General features: G+C 54.4%; 24 protein-coding genes. 8 read left to right on the top strand and 16 right to left on the bottom strand.

The features are described 5' to 3' along the window. The first annotated feature begins 32 nt into the window (after window positions 1-32). On the top strand, window positions 33-2,051 hold the full coding sequence (tkt, locus tag Q1A43_RS06520; RefSeq protein ID WP_299934230.1) for a transketolase: 2,019 nt from the start codon (window positions 33-35) through the stop codon (window positions 2,049-2,051). A gap of 73 nt (window positions 2,052-2,124) precedes the next feature. On the opposite strand, the gene lpxB is transcribed toward tkt, so the two are convergent. The 12 genes from lpxB to frr form a co-directional block, all read right to left on the bottom strand. After that, window positions 2,125-3,282, bottom strand: a complete 1,158-nt coding sequence (gene lpxB, locus Q1A43_RS06515; RefSeq protein ID WP_299933583.1) for a lipid-A-disaccharide synthase — start codon at window positions 3,280-3,282, stop codon at window positions 2,125-2,127. Continuing rightward, a complete protein-coding gene (lpxI, locus tag Q1A43_RS06510; RefSeq protein WP_299933581.1) occupies window positions 3,283-4,071 on the bottom strand; it encodes a UDP-2,3-diacylglucosamine diphosphatase LpxI in 789 nt (262 codons plus the stop codon). Window positions 4,072-4,077: 6 nt separating this feature from the next. Continuing rightward, window positions 4,078-4,863, bottom strand: coding sequence for an acyl-ACP--UDP-N-acetylglucosamine O-acyltransferase (lpxA, locus tag Q1A43_RS06505; protein WP_299921522.1), 786 nt, complete (start codon window positions 4,861-4,863; stop codon window positions 4,078-4,080). Next, window positions 4,860-5,321, bottom strand: coding sequence for a 3-hydroxyacyl-ACP dehydratase FabZ (gene fabZ / locus Q1A43_RS06500; protein WP_299921520.1), 462 nt, complete (start codon window positions 5,319-5,321; stop codon window positions 4,860-4,862). The genes lpxA and fabZ overlap by 4 nt, the downstream gene beginning before the upstream one ends. Before the next feature lie 66 nt (window positions 5,322-5,387). Further along, entirely contained in the window at window positions 5,388-5,918 is a 531-nt protein-coding gene (locus Q1A43_RS06495; protein ID WP_299921518.1) for an OmpH family outer membrane protein, read from the bottom strand. A 37-nt stretch (window positions 5,919-5,955) separates the two neighbouring features. After that, complete coding sequence (gene bamA, locus Q1A43_RS06490; protein ID WP_299933578.1) at window positions 5,956-8,358, bottom strand: outer membrane protein assembly factor BamA; 2,403 nt, start codon at window positions 8,356-8,358, stop codon at window positions 5,956-5,958. Window positions 8,359-8,476: 118 nt separating this feature from the next. After that, the gene (locus Q1A43_RS06485; protein WP_299921514.1) at window positions 8,477-8,608 is read right to left on the bottom strand and encodes a hypothetical protein; all 132 of its coding nucleotides are present in this window, start codon (window positions 8,606-8,608) and stop codon (window positions 8,477-8,479) included. 82 nt (window positions 8,609-8,690) lie between these two features. After that, window positions 8,691-10,031, bottom strand: coding sequence for an RIP metalloprotease RseP (rseP, locus tag Q1A43_RS06480; RefSeq protein WP_299933576.1), 1,341 nt, complete (start codon window positions 10,029-10,031; stop codon window positions 8,691-8,693). Between the two features lie 27 nt (window positions 10,032-10,058). After that, window positions 10,059-11,225, bottom strand: a complete 1,167-nt coding sequence (dxr, locus tag Q1A43_RS06475; protein WP_299933574.1) for a 1-deoxy-D-xylulose-5-phosphate reductoisomerase — start codon at window positions 11,223-11,225, stop codon at window positions 10,059-10,061. Between the two features lie 5 nt (window positions 11,226-11,230). Then, window positions 11,231-12,001: a phosphatidate cytidylyltransferase gene (locus tag Q1A43_RS06470; protein WP_299933572.1), complete on the bottom strand. Its 771-nt coding sequence runs from the start codon at window positions 11,999-12,001 to the stop codon at window positions 11,231-11,233. Then, window positions 11,998-12,774 carry an isoprenyl transferase gene (locus tag Q1A43_RS06465; protein WP_299933570.1) on the bottom strand — a complete coding sequence of 259 codons (777 nt, stop codon included), beginning with the start codon at window positions 12,772-12,774 and terminating at the stop codon, window positions 11,998-12,000. Before Q1A43_RS06465 ends, Q1A43_RS06470 begins: the two co-directional genes overlap by 4 nt. 66 nt (window positions 12,775-12,840) lie before the next feature. After that, the gene (frr, locus tag Q1A43_RS06460) at window positions 12,841-13,404 is read right to left on the bottom strand and encodes a ribosome recycling factor (RefSeq protein ID WP_299921505.1); all 564 of its coding nucleotides are present in this window, start codon (window positions 13,402-13,404) and stop codon (window positions 12,841-12,843) included. 210 nt (window positions 13,405-13,614) lie between these two features. Here frr and Q1A43_RS06455 point away from each other — a divergent pair, with 210 nt between their 5' ends. After that, window positions 13,615-14,538, top strand: a complete 924-nt coding sequence (locus Q1A43_RS06455; protein ID WP_299933568.1) for a helix-turn-helix domain-containing protein — start codon at window positions 13,615-13,617, stop codon at window positions 14,536-14,538. A 5-nt stretch (window positions 14,539-14,543) separates the two neighbouring features. Here Q1A43_RS06455 and pyrH read toward each other — a convergent pair whose 3' ends face one another. Further along, complete coding sequence (gene pyrH / locus Q1A43_RS06450; RefSeq protein WP_299921501.1) at window positions 14,544-15,293, bottom strand: UMP kinase; 750 nt, start codon at window positions 15,291-15,293, stop codon at window positions 14,544-14,546. A 103-nt stretch (window positions 15,294-15,396) separates the two neighbouring features. Here pyrH and miaA point away from each other — a divergent pair, with 103 nt between their 5' ends. From miaA to Q1A43_RS06420, 6 genes are all read left to right on the top strand, one after another. Then, window positions 15,397-16,299 (top strand): tRNA (adenosine(37)-N6)-dimethylallyltransferase MiaA, encoded by a 903-nt coding sequence (gene miaA / locus Q1A43_RS06445; RefSeq protein ID WP_299933566.1) that lies wholly within the window; start codon window positions 15,397-15,399, stop codon window positions 16,297-16,299. Next, window positions 16,296-17,192: an AraC family transcriptional regulator gene (locus tag Q1A43_RS06440; protein ID WP_299933564.1), complete on the top strand. Its 897-nt coding sequence runs from the start codon at window positions 16,296-16,298 to the stop codon at window positions 17,190-17,192. The genes miaA and Q1A43_RS06440 overlap by 4 nt, the downstream gene beginning before the upstream one ends. 240 nt (window positions 17,193-17,432) lie before the next feature. Next, entirely contained in the window at window positions 17,433-19,103 is a 1,671-nt protein-coding gene (locus Q1A43_RS06435; RefSeq protein WP_299933562.1) for an ABC transporter substrate-binding protein, read from the top strand. A 118-nt stretch (window positions 19,104-19,221) separates the two neighbouring features. Beyond that, window positions 19,222-20,307: an ABC transporter permease gene (locus Q1A43_RS06430; RefSeq protein WP_299921494.1), complete on the top strand. Its 1,086-nt coding sequence runs from the start codon at window positions 19,222-19,224 to the stop codon at window positions 20,305-20,307. A 10-nt stretch (window positions 20,308-20,317) separates the two neighbouring features. After that, the gene (locus Q1A43_RS06425; protein WP_299933560.1) at window positions 20,318-21,508 is read left to right on the top strand and encodes an ABC transporter permease; all 1,191 of its coding nucleotides are present in this window, start codon (window positions 20,318-20,320) and stop codon (window positions 21,506-21,508) included. Window positions 21,509-21,607: 99 nt separating this feature from the next. Continuing rightward, on the top strand, window positions 21,608-23,689 hold the full coding sequence (locus tag Q1A43_RS06420) for an ABC transporter ATP-binding protein (protein ID WP_299933558.1): 2,082 nt from the start codon (window positions 21,608-21,610) through the stop codon (window positions 23,687-23,689). A gap of 31 nt (window positions 23,690-23,720) precedes the next feature. Here the strand turns inward: Q1A43_RS06420 and Q1A43_RS06415 are convergent, their stop codons facing one another. The 3 genes from Q1A43_RS06415 to Q1A43_RS06405 form a co-directional block, all read right to left on the bottom strand. After that, complete coding sequence (locus Q1A43_RS06415; protein ID WP_299933556.1) at window positions 23,721-24,842, bottom strand: cytochrome c peroxidase; 1,122 nt, start codon at window positions 24,840-24,842, stop codon at window positions 23,721-23,723. Window positions 24,843-24,935: 93 nt separating this feature from the next. Further along, window positions 24,936-25,892: a hypothetical protein gene (locus tag Q1A43_RS06410; protein ID WP_299933554.1), complete on the bottom strand. Its 957-nt coding sequence runs from the start codon at window positions 25,890-25,892 to the stop codon at window positions 24,936-24,938. Between the two features lie 60 nt (window positions 25,893-25,952). Further along, window positions 25,953-26,570 (bottom strand): lytic transglycosylase domain-containing protein, encoded by a 618-nt coding sequence (locus tag Q1A43_RS06405; RefSeq protein ID WP_299933552.1) that lies wholly within the window; start codon window positions 26,568-26,570, stop codon window positions 25,953-25,955. Window positions 26,571-26,658: the final 88 nt, after the last annotated feature.

The raw sequence follows: 26,658 nt of genomic DNA, 5'->3' as shown, positions 1-26,658 counted from the left end.
CAATCCCCTATCTGGCCAAAGGATCGAACCCGGTGGATATCCAAGAGCTCCGTACAAGCAATCCCGAACATTGGATGCGTGCAACTGCTATCCGTGCCCTCGCACTGGATGGGGTTGCTGCTGCAAACTCCGGTCACACAGGTATGCCGATTGGCATGGCCGACGTGGCAACCGTGCTGTTTTCAAAGCACCTCAAGTTTGACGCGAAAAACCCCGAATGGCATGACCGTGACCGGTTTATCCTGTCGGCAGGCCACGGCTCGATGCTGATCTATTCGCTGCTTTATCTCTGTGGCGACCCCGAGGTTACCTTAGACGAGATCAAGAATTTCCGTCAGTGGGGCGCGAAAACCGCCGGTCACCCGGAAAACTTCCTTCTCAAGGCTGTTGAAACCACCACCGGCCCCTTGGGTCAGGGTATTGCAAACTCGGTTGGCTTTGCCATGGCCGAAGAAATGCTGCGCGGTCGTTTCTCCAAGAAAATCGTTGATCACCACACCTATGTCATCGCCGGTGACGGTTGCCTCATGGAAGGTGTGAGCCAAGAAGCCATCGCCCTTGCGGGTCGCTATGAGCTTGGCAACCTGATTGTCTTCTGGGACAACAACGACATCACCATCGACGGCAAAGTGTCTCTCTCTGATCGTACAGATCAGGTTCAGCGCTTTAAGGCGTCTGGCTGGCATGTTCAGGAAATCGACGGCCATGATCCTATTGCCATCGACGCCGCCATCATCGCCGCCAAAAAGGCCGGCAAACCATCGATGATCGCTTGCAAAACCCACATCGCTTTGGGCCACGCCGCGCAAGACACGTCCAAAGGTCACGGCGCATTGACCAACGAAGAGCAGAACGTTGCGGCCAAAGCCAATTGGGGCTGGGACGCCGGCGTGTTCGACATTCCTGCCGAGATCAAATCCTGGTGGGAAGAGGTTGGCACTCGTGGTGCATCCGAACGCGAAGCATGGGAAGCGCGTCTGGCCGAAGTGTCCACCGCCCGTCAAACCGAATTCGAACGTGTGATGACCGGTGGCGCGCCCAAGAAACTTTCGGCCGTTGTCAAAGCGCTGAAGAAACAGATCAGCGAAGAGCAGCCCAAAGTGGCCACTCGTAAATCGTCTGAAATGGCGCTGAGCGTGATCAACCCAATCATGCCCGAAACCTGTGGCGGCTCTGCTGACCTGACCGGGTCCAACAACACCCTGACCGCAGATCTTGGCACCTTTGACACCGACAACCGCAAAGGTCGTTATGTCTATTGGGGTATTCGGGAACATGGCATGTCGTCGGCAATGAACGGCATGGCGCTGCATGGCGGCATTCGCCCCTATTCCGGCACCTTCATGGCCTTTACCGATTACGCCCGCCCTGCGATGCGTTTGGCGGCCCTGATGAAGGTTCCAACCGTGTTTGTCATGACCCATGACAGCATCGGCCTTGGCGAAGATGGCCCAACCCACCAGCCGGTGGAACATCTGGCGATTTCGCGCGCCACGCCAAACACTTTGGTCTTCCGCCCATGTGATACGGTTGAAACCGCCGAAGCCTGGGAAGTTGCCATGCGTCAGACCGGCACGCCGTCGGTTCTATCCTTGACCCGTCAGGGCTTGCCGACGGTTCGCAAAGAGCACAAGAACGCCAACCTTGTCGAAAAAGGAGCCTATGTTCTGGCCGAGGCCGAGGGCAAGCGTCAGGCGATCATCATGGCGACCGGTTCCGAAGTTGAAATCGCCCTTGCTGCGCGTGATCTGCTTCAGGCCGAAGGTATTGGCACCCGCGTGGTGTCCATGCCGTGCTGGGAGCTGTTTGAACAGCAGGACGAAAGCTATCGTCGTCGTGTTCTGCCCCCTGCCGGTCCGGTGCGTGTTGCCGTCGAAGCCGCAAACCGTATGGGTTGGGATCGCTGGCTTTGTGGTGAGCGTGGCAATGCCAAGAAGTCGGCCTTTGTGGGTATGGACGGCTTTGGTGCCTCCGCCCCGGCAGGCACTCTTTATGAAAAATTCGGCATCACAGCCGAAAACGTTGCTGAGCAGGTTAAATCCTTGCTGTAAGCAGAAGAGAGACGTTAAAGAAAAGGCCGCCTCTTTAGGCGGCCTTTTTTTATTGTCGTGTCTGATTTTGGGGTCAATGACGCGTTGCGCCCTGCCCCAGCCCATTCAAAACCGCCCGTGCGGCACGAAGTCCCGGATGTTCGCCCCCAAGGCCGAGCCGCTCCATGGTTAGGCGCATCGCCTCTTGTTGGGTTCCCGGTGCGTCAAGCTCGTGCAACACCGCATCGGCGATAGGCCCCGGCAAACAATCCTTGCCGATAAACTCCGGTACGGCGCGAGTCTCAGACACCAGATTGACCAAAGTCACCGTGTCGACCAGCATCATTCGCCCGATGATCTGACGGCTGAGCCAGCTCATGTCATAGGCGATCACCATCGGAGTGCCCGCCGCAGCAAGCTCAAGAGACACTGTTCCCGACGCCGCCAAAGCCACATCGGCGGCGCGAAATGCCGCCCGCTTGTCTGATCCATCGTCCTGTCGCGGATCGATGACCAAGGGTGCACCCGGCCAATCGCTCACCGCTTCTTGGACCGCGTCAACCACGTTGCCCGCCGCCGGAAGGACCAATCGCAGGTCGGGCCGTTTTTCGTGCAGCAACGCCGCCGCTTGCGCGAAAATAGGCATCAAACGCCCGATTTCTGACCTTCGCGACCCAGGTAAGACCAAGGCCATCGGCCCCTTTATTGCGTGTTTAACGCGAAACGCATCGGCCTCGGCTTGGGTGGCAATCTGGTCCGTCACCACCGGGTGACCGACAAAATCACAATCCATTCCAGCGGCCTGCATGTATGGCGGCTCAAAGGGCAGCAGCGCCAAAACCTGATCCACATGATGCGCCATTTTGCCCGCGCGCTTAGGACGCCACGCCCACACCGTCGGGGCAACATAATGCACCACGCGAACATCGCTCACCTCTTTGACCAACTTGTTCACCCGCAAGGAAAACTCGGGCAAATCAATGGTGATCAAAACATCGGGCTTATCGGCAATCACTGCATCTGCCGTTTCGCGGATACGCGCCTTGAGATGACGATATTCCTTGAGAATTTCCGACACCCCCATGACGCTGATCTCATCCATGGGAAAGAGGCTGTCCAAGCCCTCTTTCTCCATCAACGTCCCACCAATGCCGCGGAACTCGACGTCAGGCACCAGCTGTCGCAGGCCTTGCATCAGCGCTGCGCCAAGCTTGTCGCCCGAGGCCTCGCCCGCTGTGATGAACACCCGCATCTATTCCGGCCTTTCTCTGATCCAAAGAAACAAGCCTTCGGCATCAAGCCGGCGCAGGGTCTCTTCGAAATTCAACACCATCACGCCGTCCGCTTCGATCACAATACCAGCCAATCCCGCTTCGGCGGCATTGCGCGCCGTATCCGGGCCAATTGTGGGAAGGTCGGCACGGCGTTCCTGGCCGGGTTTTGGTGCCTTATAAAGAATGCCGCCCTTGACCTCTTGCCCGGCGGCCCGCAGCATGGCATCGGTGCCGTCCTCACCTTCGCGGGCGGGAATGCCGCTTCGTGCGACGATACAGGCTTGACCGAGATCGTCTCGGGCCTGATCTGCGCTGACATCATCACCAATACGGGCCAAGCGATCGGCCTCGGGCGATGGCTGAGAAAAGGTCGGAACACCGGCATCTGGCAAAAGGCTCGGCACGGCCTCATGGGCGGCGAGCACCTCAAAACCAGCATCCTCAAACATCGCAATAACAATGCGCAATGCGCCGTCATCGCCACGCCGCAAGGCCCGAAAAATGCGCGGCACCATCAGCAGAGTGGCCATATCCAACTGCCGCCACTCAAACTCCGGTCGGCGGATCGCGCCACACATACAGATTTGCGTCACCCCCTGCGCCTTGAGCCAGCGCAGCAGGCCACCAACCTTTTCGAGCCGAAAGACATGATCCGGTGCCAAATCAGTTGGAGCAACATGTTCGAGAGCACAGACAATCGGGCGGGTCGGCAGTGTTTCAGCCACCACCGTTGGCAATGCGCCCCGTCCTGCGATCAATGCCAACATACGTGTTTAACCCGGAGTTAAAAAGGATCGGTCGCTGTCGCCAAGGATAAAGGCCACGATTTCCGAGACATAATCGCTGTCGGTTTCTTCGCCCAATCGGCGTGCACGGTCCTGAAAGGCCCCCTCGCCCTGCGCCAACATCTGAAATGCCGCCCGCAAGGCGGTGATGTCACTACGCGCAACGCCGCGACGTTTCAAACCAACAAGGTTCAAACCATCAAGCTGCCCGCGTGGCCCTTGAACGAGACCATGAGGAATAACGTCATTTGTGACCATGGTCACCGCGCCGATAATCGCACCACGGCCAATACGCACAAATTGATGAACGCCAGAGAGGCCACCAACAATGACCTGATCCTCAAGTACACAGTGCCCGGCCAGCGCGACGTTATTGGCAAGGATCACGTTATTGCCGACATGAACGTCATGGGCGACATGGCTCGACGCCATGAAAAGACCGTCATCCCCAACCTTGGTGAGACCGCCGCCCCCCGCCGTGCCGGTGTTCATTGTCACATGTTCACGAATGCGATTGCGCTTGCCAATCTCTAGCCGGGTGTCTTCGCCATCAAACTTCAAATCCTGAGGGATTTCACCGATCACTGCGAATGGGAAAATGATGGTTTCTTCACCAATCTCGGTTAGACCAGTCACCACCACATGCGATTTGAGTTCAACCCGAGGGCCAAGCACAACCTTGGGGCCAACATGGCAAAATGGCCCGATGATACAGCCGTCGCCAATCTGCGCACCGTCTTCGACCACAGCCGATGGGTGAATTTTCGCATTCATGCAGGAAGGTCCATCATCGCCGTGAACTCGCATTCCGCCGCCATTTCACCGTCAACTTCGGCGATACCGGCGAATTTCCAAACTTTGGCACCGGGTTTGCCGCGGACGGTTTTCAGGTTCAGACGCAGCTGATCACCCGGAACAACCTTGCGCCGGAACTTACATTTGTCGATCGACATAAAGTAAACCTTCATCTCCTTGTCGGCCATATCCATTGCCACACCCACCATAACAGCGGCGGTCTGGGCCATAGCTTCGACAATTGTCACGCCTGGCATGATCGGAAGGCCGGGGAAATGGCCCTGAAAATGCGGTTCATTCATGGTGACGTTTTTGATGCCGATACCCGACGTGTAACCGTCAATGTCTTCGACGCGGTCCACCAACAAAAACGGGTAGCGGTGCGGAAGAATACGTTGGATCAGTTGAATATCAGCGCTCAGCAGCGTGTCAGTCATGAAGCTTGCCTTTGTTTTTCTGTTGCCCTCTCCCTACCAATCGCCGGGCGTCGGGGCAAGTCAGCGTCAGGGGTCGGATGGCTCTTGTGGGAAAAGTGCGTTGATCTCGGAAATCACCAAATCGGTGACATCAATTGCGGATATCGATGCAAAAACATTGCGTTTTTCCATGACGACAACGGCATTTGTATTTTGCATGATGCGGTTCAGAATTGGTCCCGCCGAGGTCAAGAAGTCGCGCCGCGCCCCATCTCGGCGCTCGCTCAACTCGCGCGCTTTCGTGTCTTGTTCGCGGCGCAGCTTTTGAACCTTCTGATCAAACGCATCAGCAAGCTCGCGAAAAGCTGCAGGCTCCATCGCTTTGCGCTGATCTGTCAAAAGCATCTCTTCGTCGCGCAACTCTGTTTCGATTTGGCGGTTTTCGGCGGCTATTTCTGCCCCCGCGGTCTCTAATTCAACGGTTAGTTTTTGACCAAAGGCGCTTTGACTAAAAGCACGATCGAACTCAATTACCAAAACCGGGCTTTGAACCGTACCGGTGTCGAAGCCCCCAACAGACTGGGCTTTGGCCCCAGCAGTCCAAACTGACAGGGCCAAAAAAAGAGTCGCGAAAGTTAAAGCGCGCCGCACGCGATTAGAACTGCTTTGAGACCGAGATATTGAAGTTGAGCGGTTTGTCATATTTGCTCTTCTTCACGGCTTCGGAGAAATCAAGACGAAGCGGGCCAAGAGCGCTGTTCCAGAACACAGATACCCCGACAACGTGACGCAGATCAAAATCATCTGAAACAATCTTGCCGCCTGCCGATTCTGCCAGTTCGTCGTAGCCATCATTGACCCCCCAAACCGATCCGACATCATAGAACAAACCACCGGTCAAACCGTATTCCTCGGGAAGACCAAGCGAGAAGTCCGCTTCGAAACGGGCCACAGCGTAGAAGTTACCCCCCAACGGGTCGTCAATGTCATTGGAATCGCGAATTTCACGCGGTCCAATACCATTGCTTTCAAAACCACGCATGATGTTTGGGTTGGTGCGGAAACGGTCGGTCGCCCGGCTCTCGCTTTGGGAATAGTTCAGAGCACCACCTTGGAACGACGCGCGCAAAGTCACTTCTTCGTTCCATATTTTCGTCTGAGCCACGGCTCGCACATTTGTTTTCACAAAGGCCGAGTTCCCGCCGACCCCGGAAAAATCCTGACCAAACTCAAACCGGAAACGGCTTGTCGGGCTCAAACCCGCGCGAATTGTGTCGTAGGTGTAGGTGTATCCAAGCGAGCTATCGTAGCGCGGACCAAAATCTGCTTCTTGCAGGATCACGGCACCAACTTCTTCCTCTTCGCCCTCATCAACACGCGGGGCCCCAAGGTCGGAATAGTCCAAAGTGTAACGCAGCTGCAGACGACCATTGTCAGAGATTGGGAACGCCAAGAAAGGACGGAAGATCCCGTTGGCCGTGTCGTAATCCGCGTTGTCGTTATCCGATTCCGCGTAATTTGCGATGAACCCAAACTCCAAATCGCGCCCAAGGAAGGACGGCTCGCTAAAGTTCAGGTTAAAGCTTCTGGTTGACGACGACGTGTCAAAGGAAAAGCCAAAGTTTTGGCCACGCCCCAAAAAGTTACGCTCCCTAAAGGACAGGTTCACACCGATGCCGTTATTGGTGGAATAGGACCCACCAAAACCGATCGATCCTGTTGGGCGTTCTTCGACATCAACGTCAACAATCACTTGTTGAGGTGTTGAACCTTCGCGCGCTTGCACATCTGCGGTTTCAAAATACCCCAGCGCCCGAATACGCTCTGCGCTCTCGCGTACGGCACGCGGGTTAAAAGGGTCACCCTCTGCAAGCAAGAACTGTTCGCGAATGACGCGATCAAGGGTGGTGGTATTTCCTTCGATATCGATACGCTCGATAAAGATGCGCGGCCCGCGAGTTAGCTGAAGCTCAACATCCAGAGTCAAATCGCGATCATTGCGGGTGATACGTGGTTCTACCCGCAAGAAGTTCAGACCTTCGCGCACCGCAAGAGTTTCAAGGCGGGCGATTTCGTTTTCGATACGCGCCGGAGAATATACCTTCCCCGACCGGAGTTTGAGTTTCTTTTCGAACAACTCAACGTCGACTTCGGGAAGATCAGACGTAATAGTGACTTCGCCAACTTGGAACTGTTGCCCCTCCTCGACATTGAAAGTCACAAAGTAGCCGTCACGTTCCTGTGCCAGCTCAGAGTTTACACCGGTGATGCGGAAATCAACATAGCCGCGCGAGGCATAGAAATCGCGCAACAGCTGCTTGTCAAACTCAACCCGGTCTTCAATATAGGTGTCTTTTTGGATCAAGGCCCGCAAAATGCCCGCCTGTTTGGTAGCCATAACCCGGCGCAAACGGCGGTCAGAGTAGTTGGAGTTACCAGAGAAACCGATACGCTCGATTTCAGCAACACCCCCTTCGAAGACTTCAAAGACCAGATCGACGCGATTGTCCCGACGCTTGATAACTTTGGGAGACACCCGCGCGGCAATTCGGCCCTGCTGGCTGTAGGCTTCGGAAATACGCTGGGCGTCTGCCTCGGCAATGCGCGGGCTAAAGACGCGGCGCAGTTGAGTTTGCACGATACCGGCCAACTCATCATCTTTGAGACGTTTGTTACCTTCAAACGAGATTTTGTTGACCGTCGGGTATTCAACCACTTTGATAACAAGCTTGGACCCCTGTGGAATAATATCCACGGTCTCAAACAAGCCCGATCCCAAGATACGCTGATAAGCGTCGTTTAGCTGCCCTGCAGACACTGACTGGCCGCGCGCAATCCCCGCATAGGACAGGATGGTCGATCCTTCGATGCGTTCGTTGCCTTCAATCGACACACTGTTGAACACGTAACTTTGGGCGTAAGCGGCCCGTGGCAGGGTGGCAGCCCCGACACCTGCAGTTAACGCGATTGCCACGGCCACAACTTTGGCAGCCCGTGACACTTGGTTTTTCTGCTTAAAACTCAGCGGCGCTTTACGCGCCGAAATGACCTGTGCCATCTTAACAATCCACTCCGACATCCCTCTGAAACTGAGTATCGGGAATGGTGGCCCTTGTCAAAAGGACATGGCAGGCATTTGCCGGTGTTTTTGTGGAAAATCCCCTACGGCTGGGGGACTATTGCGCCAAGGTCCCAAGATATGCGCCCAAGAACAGCGCAAAGACGATGGTAAAGACATATAGCAACCGGTCCCAGTTGATGGAGACCAGCAAGCTGACACTACGATATCCTGCTTGAAGAGTGCTCATGGATTCGGTCCTTTCGTTTCTAAGACCTGAATACATGGTAAATCCGGCGAGATTACGGCACCCGCCGGATCAATTGTGTCATTTAGCAGAACAAATCACTGCTCACACCGAGGATCATCACCGCCAACACGACAATCAAACCAAGTTTCATCAAGAGGTCGAGCGCTTTTTCGCTTGGCTGACGGCCTGTGACGGCCTCATAAGCGTAAAACACCAAATGCCCGCCGTCCAAAACCGGGATCGGGAACAGGTTGATCAGGCCAACAGCCGTCGACAAGACAGCGACAAACCAGATGAAGTTGGATGTGCCTTGGCTGGCCATATCACCCGAAGTTTCAGCGATTCCTATTGGCCCGGACAGGTTACAGGTGCTGATCGCTCCGGTGATCATGTGCCACATGCCAGACAGCGACCCGGACATGATGCGGCCAACTTGTTCAACACCAGCCCAAACAGATTCCCCAAAACCCGGTGTTGCCGTGGCCGGTTCAAACAGAATGCCGCCGATCACGCCGATCCGGTAAAAGGTTTTAAAGCTGTTATCCGCCTGAGGTTCGTCAACGCGGCGAGGGGTCAAATCGGCTTCAACCTCTTGACCATCGCGCCAAACCGTCAAGGCCAATGACGCCCCTTCCGATCCTTCGACCTTTTGCTTGAGCTGATCAAAGGCAAAAACCGGTTCGCCATCAATGGCGACAATCACATCACCCTGCTGAAGCCCGGCATCCCGTGCCGCCGAACGCGGCGCGACTTGAGTCACAATCGGCGGATATACATAAGGACCCGATACAATCGTTTCTGCCCCATCGCGCATCACCGTGTAGTCTAACAACGGTTTTTGGGGCAGCGCTTTCATAAAGGCTTCGTAGGCAACGGCATCGTCAAAAGCAGGCGGTGAGCCGCCCTCAATCGCCAAGATCACATCACCAGACTGCAATTCCTGCGCAACAGGCATAGTGCGCAGTTCACCAACGGTCAAAGGTTCGGTCACGACACCGCGCGCCATAATGACAGCAGTGAACAGAATGATCGACAAGATGAAGTTGAATATCGGGCCCGCGGCAACCGTCGCCGTTCGCGCCCAAAGCGGGGCCCCATGCATGGTGGCGCGCATCGCCTTTTCGTCCATACCATGGATAGTCTCGCCATCTATTCCACCAGACGCATTCGCATCGCCGCGGAATTTTACGTAGCCACCAAAGGGAATGGCCGCGATCTGCCATTTGGTGCCAAAATCGTCGTAGCGCGACCAAAGAACGGGGCCAAATCCAAGGCTGAACACCTCGGGATAAATGCCGGATTTCTTGCCAACAATGTAGTGGCCATATTCGTGGATCGCCACGATGATCGACAAGGCCACAACAAAGAACAACAAAGTCCAAAGCAGGCCGCCAAATTGCGGAATCAACGTCGTCAGGTCCAAAGCATATGCCTCATTGGTAGATTGCTATTATTGCGCCATGATCTCATCCGCCCGTACCCGAGCGAGATGGTCTGCCTCGGCGACCTTATCAAGGGTAATCTCGGCAGGATTATGACTTTCGTATGTAGAAAGGTCACTCAGTACCTCTTCGACCACACCGGCCATGCGCGGGAACGTGATTTGTTCAGCGATAAACGCATCAAGCGCGCGCTCCTTGGCGGCGTTAAAAACCGCGCCCATCAAACCACCGGCTTCCATGACCTCGCGCGCCAAGCGCAAGGCGGGCCAACGGGTTTCACAGGGATCGCGAAAGGTCATTTGGCCCAGCTTGACCAGATCGAGCCGTTCCACAGGGAGCGATTTGCGGTGCGGATAGTGCAAGGCGAACCCAATGGCATGGCGCATATCCGGGGTGCCTACATGGGCCATCAATGCGCCATCGTTAAAGCCAACAAGCGCATGGATCATCGATTCCGGATGGACAACCGTTTCAATCTTATCCGCCGAGACACCAAAGTATTCTTTGGTTTCAATCAGCTCCAGGGCTTTGTTGAACATGGATGCACTATCAATAGTGATGCGCTGGCCCATATCCCAATTGGGGTGGGTCGCCGCTTGGGCCGGGGTCGCTTTGGCAAGGTCTTCGATTGGCCAATCGCGAAAGGCCCCGCCGCTCGCCGTTATGACAATGCGTTCGACGGTGGCCAGGTCTTCGCCAATCAGCGCTTGAAAAACCGCACTATGTTCGCTGTCGACCGGTAGGATATGCGTGCCATGCGCTTGGGCTGTTCGCATGATCAATGGCCCAGCACAAACAAGGCTTTCCTTGTTGGCCAACGCCAATGTCGCGCCGGTTTGCAAGGCCCGCAGCCCCGGCTCCAAACCAGCTGCACCGACAATGGCCGACATCACCCAATCGGCCGGACGGCTGGCTGCTTCGATCAAGGCCTGTCGCCCCGCGGCCGCCTCTACACCAGTTCCGGCCAAAGCGTCACGCAATTCCGCAAGGCGCTTTTCATCAGCAGTCACAGCGATTTGCGCGCCAAGCTTAATCGCATCGGATGCCAGCTGCGCAATATTGCGGCCACCGGTCAGTGCCACAGTCTCATAGGCGTCTGGATCACGAGCGATCAGGTCAATCGTGCTTTGCCCGATGGACCCTGTTGCGCCAAAAATGGATATGCGTCGTGTCATTGAGGTTAGAAAACCATGTAGACAATAAGGACTATCGACGCGCCAACAACACCATCAAACCGGTCAAGCACGCCGCCATGGCCCGGAATAAGGTTGGAGCTATCCTTGACCCCTGCCCGGCGCTTTAACGCGCTTTCGGCAATGTCCCCAAGCTGGCTACCAAAGCTCATAATCATCGCGGTTAAAATGAACAAAGGCCCGAAATTTCCGGTCACATACCCCACAAACCCAATACACCCAGCCGCAAGCCAGCCAGCAATGACACCAGACCAGGTTTTCTTGGGGCTAAAGCGCGGCCAGAATTTGCGACCGCCAATAGATTTGCCAGCGAAATACCCGGCAACATCGGTTGCGATGACAATGGCCAATAAGAACAGAACCGATTTGGGTGAGGCCATGTATAGGCCTGCCAACAGGTTACCGGTTAGCAGAACCGCCAAAACATAGGGCGCAAAGAGATGCATATCACGTTTGACACAAATGGTCAGAAGAGCGGCCAACACCACAGTCGCAGCAAAGGCATATTGGACCAAAATTCCCATGAACAATGGGTAAGTGGTAAAGACCATCGCGGTGGTTACGGCGGCCATGATCTCGGGCAACATAGGAAAGCGCGGTTCGTGCATACGCGCCAATTCCCAGACCATAAGCCCAGTCGCGATCGAAATTAGAATGGCAAAGTAAAAAGGGCCAGCCCAAGCCGCCCCTATCGCGAGAGCCAACATAACAATGGCCGAAATCGCCCGAGGTCCTAGATCACGCCACTTGTCGGTCATGCGTTTACCCCTCCAAACCGTCGATCACGTGCGCCATAACCATTGATCAAACGGGCAAATTCCTCGGCGGTGAAATCCGGCCAAAGCGTGTCGATAAATTCGTATTCCGCATAGGCCGATTGCCAAAGCAAGAAGTTGGAAATCCGCGCTTCACCGCTTGTACGCACCACCAAATCCGGATCAGGTAAAACATGTGTATCCAGATACTTAGGAAGGGTTTCCTCATCCACGCTTGCCGGGTCAAGTTTGCCGTCATGGACATCCTGCGCCAAACGGCGTGTCGCGCGGGTCACCTCATCGCGACCACCATAGTTTAGCGCAATCGTCAGGTTTGTTCCGGTGCATTCTTCGGTGATCTTTTCCAGATCGTCCATCAATTGGATAAGTTTCGCATCCAGTCGCACCCGATCACCAATAAACCGCACCCGAACATTGCGATCACGCAAAGCACGGGTTTCCTTGGCAATATAGCGACGAAACAAGCTCATCAGACCGGCGACTTCAACCTGAGTGCGTTTCCAATTTTCCGTGGAAAAGGCAAATATCGTTAGATATTTTACGCCCACGTCCGGGCAAGCTTCGACCACTTCCCTTACACGTTTTGCACCGGCATGATGCCCAAACAGACGCGGACGTCCGCGATTGGTCGCCCAACGGCCATTGCCGTCCATGATGATCGCCACATGGCGCGGGCCAGTGCCGTCACGGAGCGGTTTTGCCATCACATCGTCCTTTGTTTGTTCAAAACACTTGGTTTGGGCAAGCCGCCCCAAAAACGCGAAAAAGGCAGCTTAGCGCTGCCTCACGCAAAAGGCGGTCAAATAGGACCGCCCCGTCTCTTAGATCTGCATGATCTCTTCTTGTTTGTTTTCAAGCGCATCATCGACCTTCTTGATGTAGTCGTCGGTCATTTCTTGCACTTCGCCTTCCCAAAGTTTCTGGTCGTCTTCCGACATCCCATCATTTTTGGCTTTCTTGATCTGATCCATCCCATCGCGGCGCACATTGCGGACCGCAACGCGGGCATGTTCGGCGTAACCGCCGGCCACTTTGGTCAGCTCACGGCGACGTTCCTCGTTCAGCTCGGGGATAGGCAGCATAATAATGGTGCCGTTGAGCTGTGGGTTGATGCCCAACCCGGATTCGCGGATGGCTTTTTCGACTTTGCCAACCAACCCTTTGTCCCACACATTGATTGTGACCATACGGGGTTCAGGCACGTTCACCGTACCGACTTGATTGATTGGTGTCATGGAGCCATAGGCATCCACCATCACAGGTTCAAGCATCGAGGCCGATGCACGACCGGTTCGCAACGAGGCGAATTCCGTCCGCAAATTGGCCATAGCACCGTCCATGCGGCGGGCGAGATCATCTGTGTCGAGTTCGAAATCTTCGGACATGGGCCCTCGGTCTTCTTCTTGTTTTCGATTGCTTTCGTTCTATGCGCTCGCGTTCAGAATGTATAGGCGCGATGACATATCATTTAATTCACGCTTGTTTCCACTGGCTCAACCGTCGTCTTCACCCCGAAAAATCTCCGCATAGAAAGGGTTCATTTACCTAATTCCGGCATCACTAATCCCAACAGAAAACCGAACTGAAACGGCCCAATGCATATCTGCCTGATCCTCGCCCCCGGCTTCCCGATCCTCACCTACGTATTGCTTCGCGAAGTTGTGAGCCGGGCCAATAATTTAGCGGGTCGCCCATTGTTTTCGGTTGAGATCAGAACTGTAACCGGCGCGCCGGTTGCTTCAATCGACGGAATCGAAATTTCCCCTGATCGAACCGACTGGGAGGATCCACCAGGATGGGACTTGGTCGTCATTTGCGCGTGCGCTCAGCCGCTGAAACGGCTGCCCATGGGGTTACGTGGTTTCTTGTTGCGTGCTCAGACCGCCGGCGGAACACTGGCCGGGTTTGATAGTGGTGTTACGGTGCTTGCTGCACTTGGATTACTGGATGGATATCAAGCGGTTTTGCCCATTGATCCAACTGAGGACGAGGCCGATATTCTTGCCCGTGTTGCGCCAAGCGATCAACTGTTTTGCTTTGATCGTGGTCGCTTGACGGCTGCAACCGGGCTTGCCGCTGGTGATGCGCTATTGGCTTGGGTCGCACGGGTTCACGACCCGGATGTCGCACGCGAAGTTTCAGACGCTTTGTCGTTGGGACGCTTTAGAAGCGATGGCGATGCCTGTCACCTCCCCCAAGCGCAAGACCCCATTCTTGCCCGCATGCAGTCGATAATGGTCACGCATTTGGGCGACCCACGCCCGATGGATCAAATCGCCTCGGATTTGGATCTCAGCCCTAAACAACTACGGCTGCGGTGTCGTAAGGGGCTTGGTCAAACGCCCACCCAAGTCTACCTCAAACTGCGTCTGGAACGGGCGGAACAGCTTGTTCGCGACACGGTGCTCAGCGTCGAAGATGTGGCGTTGGCAACTGGCTTTGCCTCGCCATCATCCTTTACACGTAGCTTCAAATCCCGCTACGGGGCCCCACCGCGCATCATGCGCCAAAACGCGTAGCAAGGTTATCCAGTAACTCTTGTGTACGTGCCTTTGCCGGCCAAAATCCCGCGGAAACCACCCGGCTCGTCCAATGGGAATACAATCAAAGGAAGGTTGTTATCGCGTGCCAAGGCAATCGCCGAAGCATCCATAACTTTTAGGTTTTTGCTCAGGACTTCATCAAATGTTACGCGGTCATAGCGCTTGGCATCGTCATGCTTTTGCGGATCTTTGTCATAGATGCCATCGACACCATTTTTACCCATAAAGATCGCTTCGCACGCCATTTCATTGGCGCGCAAGGCAGCAGCCGTGTCCGTTGTGAAATACGGGTTACCGGTTCCGGCCGCAAAAATGCAAACCCGCTTTTTCTCAAGGTGGCGCACCGCGCGGCGACGAATGTAGGGCTCGGCCACCTCATCCATGCGGATCGCGCTAATCACCCGACAAAACACGCCCATTTTTTCCAACGCGGATTGCATCGCAAGGGCATTCATGACCGTGGCCATCATCCCCATGTAATCCGCTGTCGTGCGTTCCATACCTTGAGCGCTGCCTGAAAGACCGCGAAAGATATTGCCGCCTCCGATGACCATGCAAATCTCGACACCCATGTCATGGACCGATTTGACTTCTTGGGCGATCCGTTCAACCGTCGGTGGATGCAGGCCAAATCCCTGATCCCCCATCAGGGCTTCGCCGGAAATCTTCAACATTACACGATTAAAGGTGGTTTCTGCTGTGTCGCTCGCGGTCATGTTGCGCTCCGTCATGACTGGGGGATATGATCGCGCGCATATTTGGCGCAAAACCGGGCTGGCCGCAATGGCCAGCGGTGGAAAATCGGCCAAACAAGGGGCAGACGGAGCATATTGAATGAGCGCGCAAGGCGATGACATCATCGCACAGCTTGACCCGGCCAAGCCGGTATTGATCGCTGGCCCGACGGCCAGCGGAAAATCAGCCTTGGCATTGGCCATTGCCGAGGCACAGGGCGGCGTGATCGTCAATGCGGATGCCATACAGGTTTTCGACGACTGGCGCATCTTGACGGCGCGCCCGTCGCAAGAGGATGAAACATGCGCTAAACATATGCTTTACGGGCATATTCCCGGAAATCAAGACTATTCCGTTGGCCATTGGTTGCGAGAGGTGAAACCACGCCTCAGTGCCAAAGAACGCCCAATTATTGTTGGCGGGACAGGGTTGTACTTTACCGCTCTGACCGAAGGGTTGGCCGATATTCCGGCCACCCCGCCCGATATCCGCGCCGAATTTGAAACGCGGCTGGCACAAGATGGTCTATCGTTATTGGTAGCCGAATTAGATGAACAAACACGTGCTCGGATAGATTTGCAAAACCCTGCTCGGGTTGGGCGCGCTTGGGAAGTATTGAAAAACACCGGACGCGGTATTGCAGAGTGGCAAGACAACACTCCGCCGCCTTTGTTGCCTCTCGACCAAACCCACCCGTTTGTTTTTGATGCCCCAAAGGAATGGCTCACGCCTCGCATTGAACGTCGGTTCGATCTGATGATCAAACAGGGGGCCTTGGACGAAGCCCACGCAAATCTTGATGATTGGCACCCTGCCCTGCCCTCGGCCAAGGCCATTGGGGCCGCTGAACTGATCGCCCATCTGCGTGGAGAAATAACGCTCGAGGATGCCTGTCTGCGGGCCACAATCTTGACGCGGCAATTCGCCAAACGCCAACGCACGTGGTTTAACGCCCGCATGAAGACATGGTCGAGGATTTCTCCTCAGGAGATGGGCACATGAAACCCCCATCTTTCCTGACAAAACCTATGCCGCCCGCCCCCGTTGCCGAGCCTGTGTCATCAAATCGGAACCGCCCCTCTCTCCCCATCATAGAACAAGACCCTATCAAAGCCGGCTCGCTTGCCCTGCTCACTCAGGCGGCTCCATGGCGCTATACGCTTTTGCATGACCGGCCTGACAATGTGCTGATCTACCTGACTCGTGGGCAAGGTGTGATCATCGTTAATGGTGTCCGTCGCGGATTAATCGCCAATCAGGCAATGTTTTTGCCTGCTGGAACGCTGTTTGCACTCGATTTCCCAAAAACCGCACAGGGTTTGATGATGCAAAGCCCCAGCGGTCTGACCACCCGCATGCCGCGAGAATGCTTGCACATGCGGGTCCGTGATAGCTTGGCCCAGGCCGAAATTATATCAGAAATTGACACGATGGGCCGGGAACTGATGCACAGCCGCCCGTTAATTGACGAAGCGCTAGAGGCGCATGTGCGCCTGATAGCCGTTTGGCTGCATCGCCAAATTCAGGCCGGTGCCTGTGAACCATTTAAGGACAACGCCGCCTGCCGCCTCACCCAACGGTTTGCCCAGAACGTGACACGCGATTTCTATCGGCCCATGGGTGTTTCTGATTATTCTGAACGGCTTGAGGTGACGCCAACGCACCTCACCCGTGTTTGTCGAAAATCCTGTGGTAAGACCGCAGCAGATTTTTTGGCCGAGAGAAAACTCTACTCTGCTCGGCTTGCTCTGAGTATGTCAAAAATGCCGATCAAAGATCTTGCATCCGCGCTAGGGTTTTCTTCTGCTGCCTATTTTACCCGGTTTGTTCAAACTCAATCGGGGCATTCTCCGTCAGGTTTGCGGCGACAATCCCAGCCCAAAAACCGCCGCTAGCCCAATTCCAATTTTCTAAATTGTCGTTTTCAAACCCTGAAAAGGTCGTTTCCCAACAAAGGGAATGTCGCTTTTGCGACCCATGATGTCGAATTCTATCATTGACCTTAAGGGCCATCTCGGGCGCTATGGAGGTAAGGGGTGTCATGACGGCATCGCAAACCGAGGGACATCCTTGGATTTGCGGTCTGTGACAAAAAAAGACATCCTAAATAAATGATAAGTCTCAGGGAGAAGACGATGACTTTCCACTCACCAGCCAACGGCGTCCATCCGGCTGCAGAAATGTATGCCAAAGAACTCAAAAATGGCGACTTGGATCGCCGTGAATTTATGGCGCGCTGTACAGCATTGGGTTTGACGGCAACTGCGGCTTATACATTGGGCGGACTGACACGCCCGGCTTTGGCCGACGGGCACGCTCAAAAAGGCGGCACTATTCGGATGCAAATGGAAGTCCGTGCCCTCAAAGATCCGCGCACCTATGACTGGACCCAGATCGCGACCTTTACCTCGGGTTGGCTTGAGTATCTGATCGAATACAACAATGACGGCTCTTTCAATGGTATGCTTTTGGAGAGTTGGGAAGCCAATGAAGACGCCACCGAATACACGCTCCATGTCCGTAAAGGTGTAAAATGGAACAACGGCGACGATTTCACCGCCGAAGATGTCGCGCGCAACATTGCCATGTGGTGCGACAAGGAGGTCGAGGGCAACTCGATGGCTGGCCGTATGTCGAGTATGATCGACGCCACCACAAACAAGGCTAGCGACGGCGCAATCACCGTTGTTGACAGCCATACCGTCAAGCTAAAAACCAACGCGCCGGACATCACAATCATTCCCGGCATGGCCGATTATCCAGCCGCCATCGTGCATTCAAGCCACGACCCTGCCACCATGTATGAGAACCCAATTGGCACCGGTTTCATGAGACCCGAACTCCTCGAAGTTGGGGTCAAAAGCGTGTTGGTGCGCAACGAGGACCACGAATGGTGGGGCTATGCTGCGGGTAAAGGCGGCCATGTCGACCGGGTCGAATTCATCGACTACGGCACTGATCCAGCTGCCTTTGTTGCGGCCTTCGACGCCGAAGAAATCGATCTCAACTGGGAATCGGTTGGCGAATTTGTCGACGTCTTTGATGGACTTGGCCTTAAGCGGTCCGAAGTCGCCTCGGGGTTCACCATCGTGATCCGCCCCAACCAGCTTGCAGAAGACGCAGATGGCAAAAAGATTTATGGCGACAAACGTGTGCGTCAGGCGCTTGCCATGGCGGTCGACAACGCAATTTGTTTGGAACTTGGCATGTCCGGTTACGGCGTTGTTGCCGATAACTGCCACGTCGGTCCGATGCACCCGGAACATGACGCAAATGTCACCCGCCTTCCCCATGACCCGGCGAAAGCTAAGGCTTTGATGGATGAGGCCGGCATGGGTGACTATGAGCACGAGCTACACTCGATCGACGATGATTGGCGCAAGAACACCACCGATGCCGTGGCGGCTCAGCTCCGCGATGCGGGTATCAACGTCAAAAGAACGGTTCTTCCCGGCTCTACTTTCTGGAATGATTGGGTGAAATATCCGTTCAGCTCGACAAACTGGAACCACCGTCCATTGGGCACACAGGTTCTTGCTCTGGCTTATCGCTCTGGCGAGGCATGGAACGAAGCGGGCTTTGCCAACGCTGAGTTTGACTCCCTACTGGCCGAGGCCAACTCAATTGCGGATGTCGACAAACGCCGCGAAGTGATGGCCAAAATTCAGGCGATCATGATCGACGAAGGTGTGACCTTGCAGCCCTATTGGCGCACCGCAATTCGCCATACACGCGAAGGTCTTGTCGGAGTGGACAAACACATTTCCGACCTACCGCAATTGTATAAATGGGCGCTCGAAGCCTGATCTAAGTACAAATTGGGCGCGCCACATGGGGCGCCCTTTTTCGTCCTGAGCCAAAACAAGAGACACATGCGCCGGATTTTTCGGTCAGATTTGTGTCCAGCCACCAACAGGGGCACCCATGGGACTATTCATCCTTAGGCGTGTCGGGGTCATGATCCTGACAGCGCTTTGTCTGACCTACATCGTCTTTTTCCTGACCAACCTCTATCCGAACCTCGAGAAACTCGCCAAAACCCAAGGCAACTTTCGAATGTCAGATGAGGCTGTTGCCAGCTGGTTAACCGATCGCGGCTATTTGCAATCCACTCCAAAGAAATACGCCGAATGGATTGGGGTTGTGCCCTCGTTTCGACAGGTTGAGGAAGATGGCTCAGTCAATGGTCGCTGCATCAAACCTGGGATGAAACCCGAAGAAGCGCCGCATTATTGCGGAATCCTGCAAGGGGAATGGGGGTGGTCTTCGGTCTCCAAAGCTCCGGTGGTCAAAGTTCTGTCAACACGGCTTGCCAATACCGGTTATCTGATGATGTGGGTGATGATTGTCATGGTTCCAAGCGCCCTGATCATCGGGGTGCTGGCCGGGATGCGCGAAGGGTCCGCAACCGACAGAACCCTGTCCAGCGTGTCGATCTTGTCTACAGCGACGCCGGAATATGTGTCCGGTGTGATTTTCATTGCTTTGCTGGCGTCCTCAAAATCACCGATAAACCAGTGGTTGGCTTCCAACGGCTGGATCGAAGGCAAAGCCCTTTTCAAAGGGTCCGCAGCCAAGGCCATGGAAACCCCCACTTTCGAAAACTTCACCCTGCCGGTTCTAACAATTGCGCTTTATGGCATGGGGTACATCGCCCGCATGACCCGCGCCTCGATGGCCGAAGTGATGACCGCCCAATACATTCGCACCGCCCGTCTCAAGGGGGTGAGCTTTGCCAATGTTGTGGTCAAACATGCGCTGCGCAACGCGCTTATCGCGCCGTTTACGGTCATCATGTTGCAAATCCCATGGTTGCTAAACGGGGTCGTAATTGTCGAAACCCTATTCCAATACAAAGGCTTGGGATGGGAACTTGTCCGTGCGGCGGGCAACAATGATATCGAAATGCTGCTTGGGATTTCGGTGGTTTCGGTGGTTGTGGTTCTGCTGACGCAGCTGATCTCAGACATCGGCTATGTCTATCTCAACCCACGCATTAGCGTAACATAAGGAGGCGCTCATGGATCCGTTAAGCTGGGGCGCCATTTTCACGCAAATTCTCATTCAGTTCACACCGGTTTGGGTGGCTTTGATCGTCCTGTACACCGTATCGATCCGCTACAAACGGCGGCTTGGCCTTTATGGCAAGCTCTTTGACAGTATGATCGGTATGATCGGTTTTGCGCTGGTGATGTTTTGGGTTTTCACCGCACTGTTTGCTGGGGTGTTTGATCTGATCGGCACTCATGACCCTGTCGCACAGATTTCTGGAATGAAAAACAAACTACCCGGAACCCCGGTGCGCGGCGCAGAAGAGGGCGAGTTTGCCCATTACCTTTTGGGCGGCGACACACTGGCCCGAGATGTATTCACCCGCATGGTGATGGGCAGCACGGTTGTCATTGCCATTGCCCCCCTTGCCACGTTGTTTGCCTTTATGGTGGGGATCACGCTTGGGTTGCCAGCGGGGTATTATGGCGGGCGGCTTGATACCGGGCTAAGTTTTCTGGCCAACCTCATCCTCGCCTTTCCTGTCATCTTACTCTTCTATCTGTTGGTCACACCGGAAATTGTCGCAACAGGTTTGCCTCAGTTTATGGCCGTTGTTTTGTTCGTTTGTCCCGTGGTGTTCTTTGCCGTTCTGATCCATTCACGCTTTCGTACCCAACCGAGCAAGAACATACGTTGGCTAGTCGTCGTTTTGGTGCCATTGATTTTGTTGTACTTGTCGCTCATCAACGAAAGTGGCTCAAAGATCGACTTCTGGCCGCTGGACATGTTCGATATTCCGGGCGGAACCTTGGTGGTCTTTGTGTCGGTGGTGTTCGTTAACTCACCCACCGTGTTCCGGATCGTGCGCGGGCTGACGCTTGATATCAAAACCCGCGATTACGTCGCCGCCGCACAAACACGGGGCGAGCGCCCGTGGTACATCATGCTTTGGGAAATCCTGCCGAACGCTCGCGGTCCGTTGATCGTCGATTTTTGCCTGCGGATTGGCTATACGACGATCCTTTTGGGGACCTTGGGGTTCTTTGGGCTGGGTCTTCCACCCGAAAGCCCGGATTGGGGATCAACCATCAACGAAGGACGCAAGCTTTTGTCGGTGTATCTGCACCCTGCTCTTCCGCCTGCTTTGGCTTTGCTAAGTTTGGTTTTGGGGTTGAACCTATTGGCTGATGGTCTGCGCGAAGAATCCTTGCGCGATTGATGAGAGGGACGGACCGGGTCTAGCCCCCGGCCCCCCCGGAGTTTTTTTGGTAAGATGTAGGCCCAAGGCCCCGTCCTGCCCCCCGCCAGGGAGACGCATATGACTGATGACTATGATGGACCGATTTTAGAGATCGAAAACCTCTCGATTTCCTTTTTCACCCGACTTCGGGAAATCCCAGCGGTGATGGATTTCTCTGTTACCGTTATGCCCGGAGAAGCGGTGGGGCTCGTTGGGGAATCCGGCTGTGGTAAATCCACTGTTGCGCTTGGGGTCATGCAAGACCTTGGCAAAAACGGCCGGATTGTCGGTGGATCGATCAAATTCAAAGGGCGCGACCTTAGCCTCATGAGTGCTGAGGAGCTACGTGACATTCGCGGCTCTGAAATCGCTATGATCTATCAAGAACCGATGGCCAGCCTGAACCCGGCGATGAAAATCGGCAAGCAGCTGATGGAAGTCCCCATAGTTCACAAAGGTGTTTCTAACGAAGACGCCTATGCTCGGGCGCTGCAGGTGGTGACCGATGTGAAGCTGCCAGATCCCAAGCGGATGCTAGATAGCTACCCGCATCAACTGTCTGGTGGGCAGCAGCAACGCATTGTGATTGCGATGGCCCTGATGGCGGAACCGTCGTTGTTGATTTTGGACGAACCCACAACCGCTTTGGACGTGACAGTAGAAGCTGCCGTTGTCGAACTGGTCAAAGAGCTTGGCAAAAAATACGGGACTTCAATGCTGTTCATCTCGCACAACCTTGGGCTGGTTCTAGAGACCTGCGACCGACTGTGCGTCATGTATAGTGGAGAGGCGGTTGAAACCGGGTCTATCGAAGCTGTGTTTGACCATATGCAGCACCCTTATACGCAGGCTTTGTTTCGCTCTATCCCACTCCCTGGAGCCGATAAAAATGCCCGCCCATTGGTCGCAATTCCCGGCAACTTCCCCCTTCCTCACGAACGGCCACCGGGCTGCAACTTTGGTCCGCGCTGCGATTATTTCGAAGCTGGACGCTGTGATGCGAGTGACATTCCCATGTCCCCCGCCGAAGGCGATCGCCACGCGTCGCGCTGTTTGAGGTTCACCGAAATTGACTGGAACGCCCCGATAGGCCATGGTCAAACCGTCGAGAAACCCCAACCCGGGCCGGTGGTTTTAAAGATGGAAAACCTTCGTAAATATTACGAAGTCGCGGCCAATGCGCTTTTCGGTAGCACCGGTGAGAAAAAGGTTGTGAAAGCCAATGAAAGCCTCAGTTTTGAGGCGCGCGAAAGTGAAACACTGGCGATTGTTGGCGAATCCGGCTGTGGAAAATCCACTTTTGCCAAGGTCTTGATGGGACTTGAAACCGCGACGGATGGCCGGATTCTTTTGGACAACCGCGAGATTCAGGACATCCCGATTGAAGCGCGCGATACAGGTACAATCGCGGATGTGCAGATGGTCTTTCAAAACCCATTTGATACTCTGAACCCGTCGATGACGGTCGGGCGTCAGATCATCCGCGCGCTTGAGGTGTTCGGGGTTGGCAGTAGCGATACCGAGCGGCGAGACCGAATGCTCAAATTGCTAGATCTGGTCAAGCTGCCCCGCGCCTTTGCCGATCGGATGCCGCGTCAATTGTCGGGGGGCCAAAAACAGCGGGTCGGTATTGCCCGCGCATTTGCTGGGGACGCCCGCATTGTTGTTGCAGATGAACCCGTTTCGGCCTTGGACGTTTCTGTACAGGCCGCTGTCACCGATTTGTTGATGGAAATCCAGCGCGAACACAAAACCACGTTGCTGTTCATTAGCCATGATCTCAGTATCGTGCGCTATCTGAGCGACCGTGTGATGGTGATGTACCTTGGTCATGTGGTCGAGTTGGGCACAACTGATCAGGTCTTTGCCCCGCCCTATCATCCCTATACCGAAGCGCTTTTGTCGGCGGTTCCGATTGCGGATACCAGCATTGAAAAGCAACATATCGTTCTGGAAGGTGACATTCCTTCGGCTATGAATCCGCCTTCTGGGTGCCCTTTTCAAACGCGCTGCCGTTGGAAATCTCAGGTCCCCGGCGGCCTCTGTGAGACGGAAATCCCCCCCATCAAGACGCTGTCACACGGGCATCAGATCAAATGCCACCTAAGCGATGGACAGTTAAACGAAATGGAGCCCGTGATCAAAATCGCAGCTGAGTGACCCTCTCGAAAACCCGCTATTCGGTGTCCAATTAGTGTTCGTATTGGGCATCCGTCAGCGTTTTCATAAATGCAACCAAAGCGTCAATTTCACGATCGTTGAGAGCGGGACCGTGGGTCAACTCTTTGGTTGCCAAAGTCTGAGGAACTTCAGGCATGCCAAATACGCCACCAGTCTCTGGGTTTATTTGGCGGGCTTTGGCCGTGGTGTTGTAGCGATTGTAAAACAACACAACCGTGCGCAAATCATCGAAGACACCGTTGTGCATATACGGCCCCGTAACCGCGACATTGCGCAACGTCGGAACCTTGAACTTGCCCGCTTGGCTTGGGTCAGTGACCAGTGGATTGGCCAATAACCCAAGATCCTTGGTCAAAACCCCATTTTCGGCCCGCAATGATTGGTTCACCGGAACGCCAATATTATGAAATTCGTAGTTGCTAAACGTTTCTTGTGGGTGGATTTGGCTGCGCTGCAATTGATGACAAAGGTTACAATTGGTGAATTGTTCGGAAAAGAACAGGATGCGCCCAAGCTCTTCTTCTTTGGCCAGCTCAACTTCGCCACGCAAATACCTATCATATTTGCTATCGAAGGGCGCAAATTGGTCTGTTCGTTCGAACATAGCGATGGCCTGAGTCATGGCTGAATACGCTTCATCTGGTCGGTTTAAGATGCCCTGATCAAACAAACTATCAAAAGCCGCAACATAGGACGGGTTTTCAGCGAGGCGCGCAACGGCCTCCGCCTTGTCGGTCAGGCCCATTTCGATTGGGTTGAGAGGCGGCCCGCCAGCTTGCTCCATCAAATCAGCGGCGCGACCATCCAAAAATTGACCACCTACCCACGCCCCATCATCGCGTTGATGGAACGGTGGTGCAAAACTGGCATAACTCGCCGTTGGTGCGTTTCTGTCACCAATCGACGCCCCGTCATCGCCCAACGACGCGGCCCCTCGTGGATCGGCAAACCCATTTTCCGGTGCGTGGCAGCTTGCACAGCTTTGTGTGCGGTTCTTTGATAGGTTTGTATCAAAGAACAACGCCTCGCCCAAAGCTTCGATGCTCGGATAGGATACAGACGCATTCTCGGCCCTACCGATACCGGGCAAAGCCAACACAGTTATCAGACCAATCAAAACTGTCTTATTCATTTCTCACCTCGTCCGACCCACTATGCTTGCGGCCAAGCATCTTCTTTCAACAGGAAAGCTTTGACGCAAGCTCAATCAACACTAATCCAACCTCTACGATGCGGTCTCGGGCTTGCTGCGTGGTTTGCGGCGGTTCTTTTTTACATAAAATGGTGAGATCGTTGAGAGCGACAACAACTCTTTCTGAAGCCTTAGCGGAATGCGATATTCGAAACGAAAATCCGACACATCCTCGTAGATGGCGCTGACCTGCGCTTCTATCAATTTACCCTCGAAATCAAAGACTGTGGTCGTTTGCCTAAGCTTGGCCAGATGCGTATCAAACATGACGGGTTCTTCCGGCGTAATCCGGCATCCACCGCGGCCGAGCGTCGTTACAAACACGGGAATTCTATCCATCCCCAAACGCAGCGTTACGGGAATGCGACATGCCTTGCGATTGTACAACATGGCCATCGCCAACCTGTAGGATGTATCGGCAAGGTACAGAACCCCGATCACGATACCGACAAGAACGACCAAGATCGCCATGCTTAGGGACCTGTCCTTGGCCAGCACACGATTGACGGCCTCCCAATCAACTTTGCCGGCCTCTATTATGCCACCGTCCCTTTCCTGTTGAATATTCTGAAAGATTTTTCCATCCGAATCCGCACAAGCAATCAATGCCTGTTGGTTCAGGTTATGAAGCATCCCTTTCAAACGACGGGAATCTTGGATTTCAGCCGCCGTAGCTATTCTTTCGGCTTCGCTGATCAGATCAGCAACCACCATTGATAGGCTTTGCAACCCGTTTTCACGCAATTGAACAACCAAGTGTTGATCATCAATGTTGTCCACTATTTGCCCGAGCTGTAGGGCCCGCTGGGCTGAAATCGGCCCCTCGAACTCCAAATAACTGACCAAGACATCAGAAAGATGCGAAAGCTTTGATGGCATTTGGCAGCTTTGTGCGCTGACTTGAGATACAATGACCCACGAGAATACCAGCGCAAAGGCACCGACCTTGCGCACACAACCAAACAAACCTAACACCCATGCCATCGCCAAATCCGCATGTTTCACCAATGGAAACATGATGACCGAAAACAGATAACAACCCCTAAAGGTCTAACTGCCCCAGATCTTCTTGACGTAGTTTTTTGTTTCTCGGTAAGGCGGAACACCGCCGTATTTGGTCACAGCTCCAGGCCCGGCGTTATAGGCCGCAAGCGCAAGACGCCAAGATTTGAACTTCTTGTACTGCATTTTGAGGTAGCGCGCGCCGCCTTCAAGGTTTTGCTTGGGATCTTTTGGGTTCACCCCCAAAGACTTAGCTGTTGCTGGCATGAGCTGTGCCAAACCAATCGCCCCAGCATGCGATTTCGCATTGGGGTTAAAGTTCGATTCCTGTTTGACCAATCGCAAGAAAAGATCCTCGGGAATGCCATGTTTGCGCGCAGCAGCACGTGCCATCGCCGCGTATTCACCATTGTAGCGACCACGATACTTGGGAACCGACCCTTCCGAGCCAGCCGGAATATCACCATATTTTGTTGGGGTTACGACGGTCGGCGGCTTTAGGCGAACGGAATTGTTATATTGCTGTGACGCTCTGGTATCGAGCACGCTGGTTTGGCTTGAAAACAATCTTGCCCGACTTTTGGTCGACAAAACATCGGCCAAAGCCGCCTGCCCCGTCATGCCCAAAACCAGCGTCGTTACCACGCCAAAACGCAATCGCACCATGATAGCCACCCGCCCATCATTTTTTCATTGCGGGCAATATACGCGAATTTAAAGTTTCCGCTAGGGTCTGATACGCAGGCCCTTTGTT

The organism is uncultured Pelagimonas sp. (assembly GCF_947498515.1).
Taxonomy (GTDB): Bacteria; Pseudomonadota; Alphaproteobacteria; order Rhodobacterales; family Rhodobacteraceae; genus Pelagimonas.
Note: the sequence above shows the minus strand (reverse complement) of the source record. Positions and strands in the feature narration are given on the sequence as shown.

Coding starts and splice junctions, on each gene's coding strand:
- Q1A43_RS06470 (WP_299933572.1), bottom strand. CDS start 12,001: ATGACCGACAAGTGGCGTGATCTAGGACCTCGGGCGATTTCGGCCATT.
- lpxB (WP_299933583.1), bottom strand. CDS start 3,282: ATGCGGGTGTTCATCACAGCGGGCGAGGCCTCGGGCGACAAGCTTGGC.
- frr (WP_299921505.1), bottom strand. CDS start 13,404: ATGTCCGAAGATTTCGAACTCGACACAGATGATCTCGCCCGCCGCATG.
- miaA (WP_299933566.1), top strand. CDS start 15,397: ATGAGCGCGCAAGGCGATGACATCATCGCACAGCTTGACCCGGCCAAG.
- Q1A43_RS06430 (WP_299921494.1), top strand. CDS start 19,222: ATGGGACTATTCATCCTTAGGCGTGTCGGGGTCATGATCCTGACAGCG.
- lpxA (WP_299921522.1), bottom strand. CDS start 4,863: ATGAATGCGAAAATTCACCCATCGGCTGTGGTCGAAGACGGTGCGCAG.
- pyrH (WP_299921501.1), bottom strand. CDS start 15,293: ATGACGGAGCGCAACATGACCGCGAGCGACACAGCAGAAACCACCTTT.
- Q1A43_RS06440 (WP_299933564.1), top strand. CDS start 16,296: ATGAAACCCCCATCTTTCCTGACAAAACCTATGCCGCCCGCCCCCGTT.
- Q1A43_RS06435 (WP_299933562.1), top strand. CDS start 17,433: ATGACTTTCCACTCACCAGCCAACGGCGTCCATCCGGCTGCAGAAATG.
- Q1A43_RS06415 (WP_299933556.1), bottom strand. CDS start 24,842: ATGAATAAGACAGTTTTGATTGGTCTGATAACTGTGTTGGCTTTGCCC.
- Q1A43_RS06405 (WP_299933552.1), bottom strand. CDS start 26,570: ATGGTGCGATTGCGTTTTGGCGTGGTAACGACGCTGGTTTTGGGCATG.
- dxr (WP_299933574.1), bottom strand. CDS start 11,225: ATGACACGACGCATATCCATTTTTGGCGCAACAGGGTCCATCGGGCAA.
- fabZ (WP_299921520.1), bottom strand. CDS start 5,321: ATGACTGACACGCTGCTGAGCGCTGATATTCAACTGATCCAACGTATT.
- Q1A43_RS06455 (WP_299933568.1), top strand. CDS start 13,615: ATGCATATCTGCCTGATCCTCGCCCCCGGCTTCCCGATCCTCACCTAC.
- Q1A43_RS06485 (WP_299921514.1), bottom strand. CDS start 8,608: ATGAGCACTCTTCAAGCAGGATATCGTAGTGTCAGCTTGCTGGTCTCC.
- Q1A43_RS06420 (WP_299933558.1), top strand. CDS start 21,608: ATGACTGATGACTATGATGGACCGATTTTAGAGATCGAAAACCTCTCG.
- Q1A43_RS06425 (WP_299933560.1), top strand. CDS start 20,318: ATGGATCCGTTAAGCTGGGGCGCCATTTTCACGCAAATTCTCATTCAG.
- lpxI (WP_299933581.1), bottom strand. CDS start 4,071: ATGTTGGCATTGATCGCAGGACGGGGCGCATTGCCAACGGTGGTGGCT.
- bamA (WP_299933578.1), bottom strand. CDS start 8,358: ATGGCACAGGTCATTTCGGCGCGTAAAGCGCCGCTGAGTTTTAAGCAG.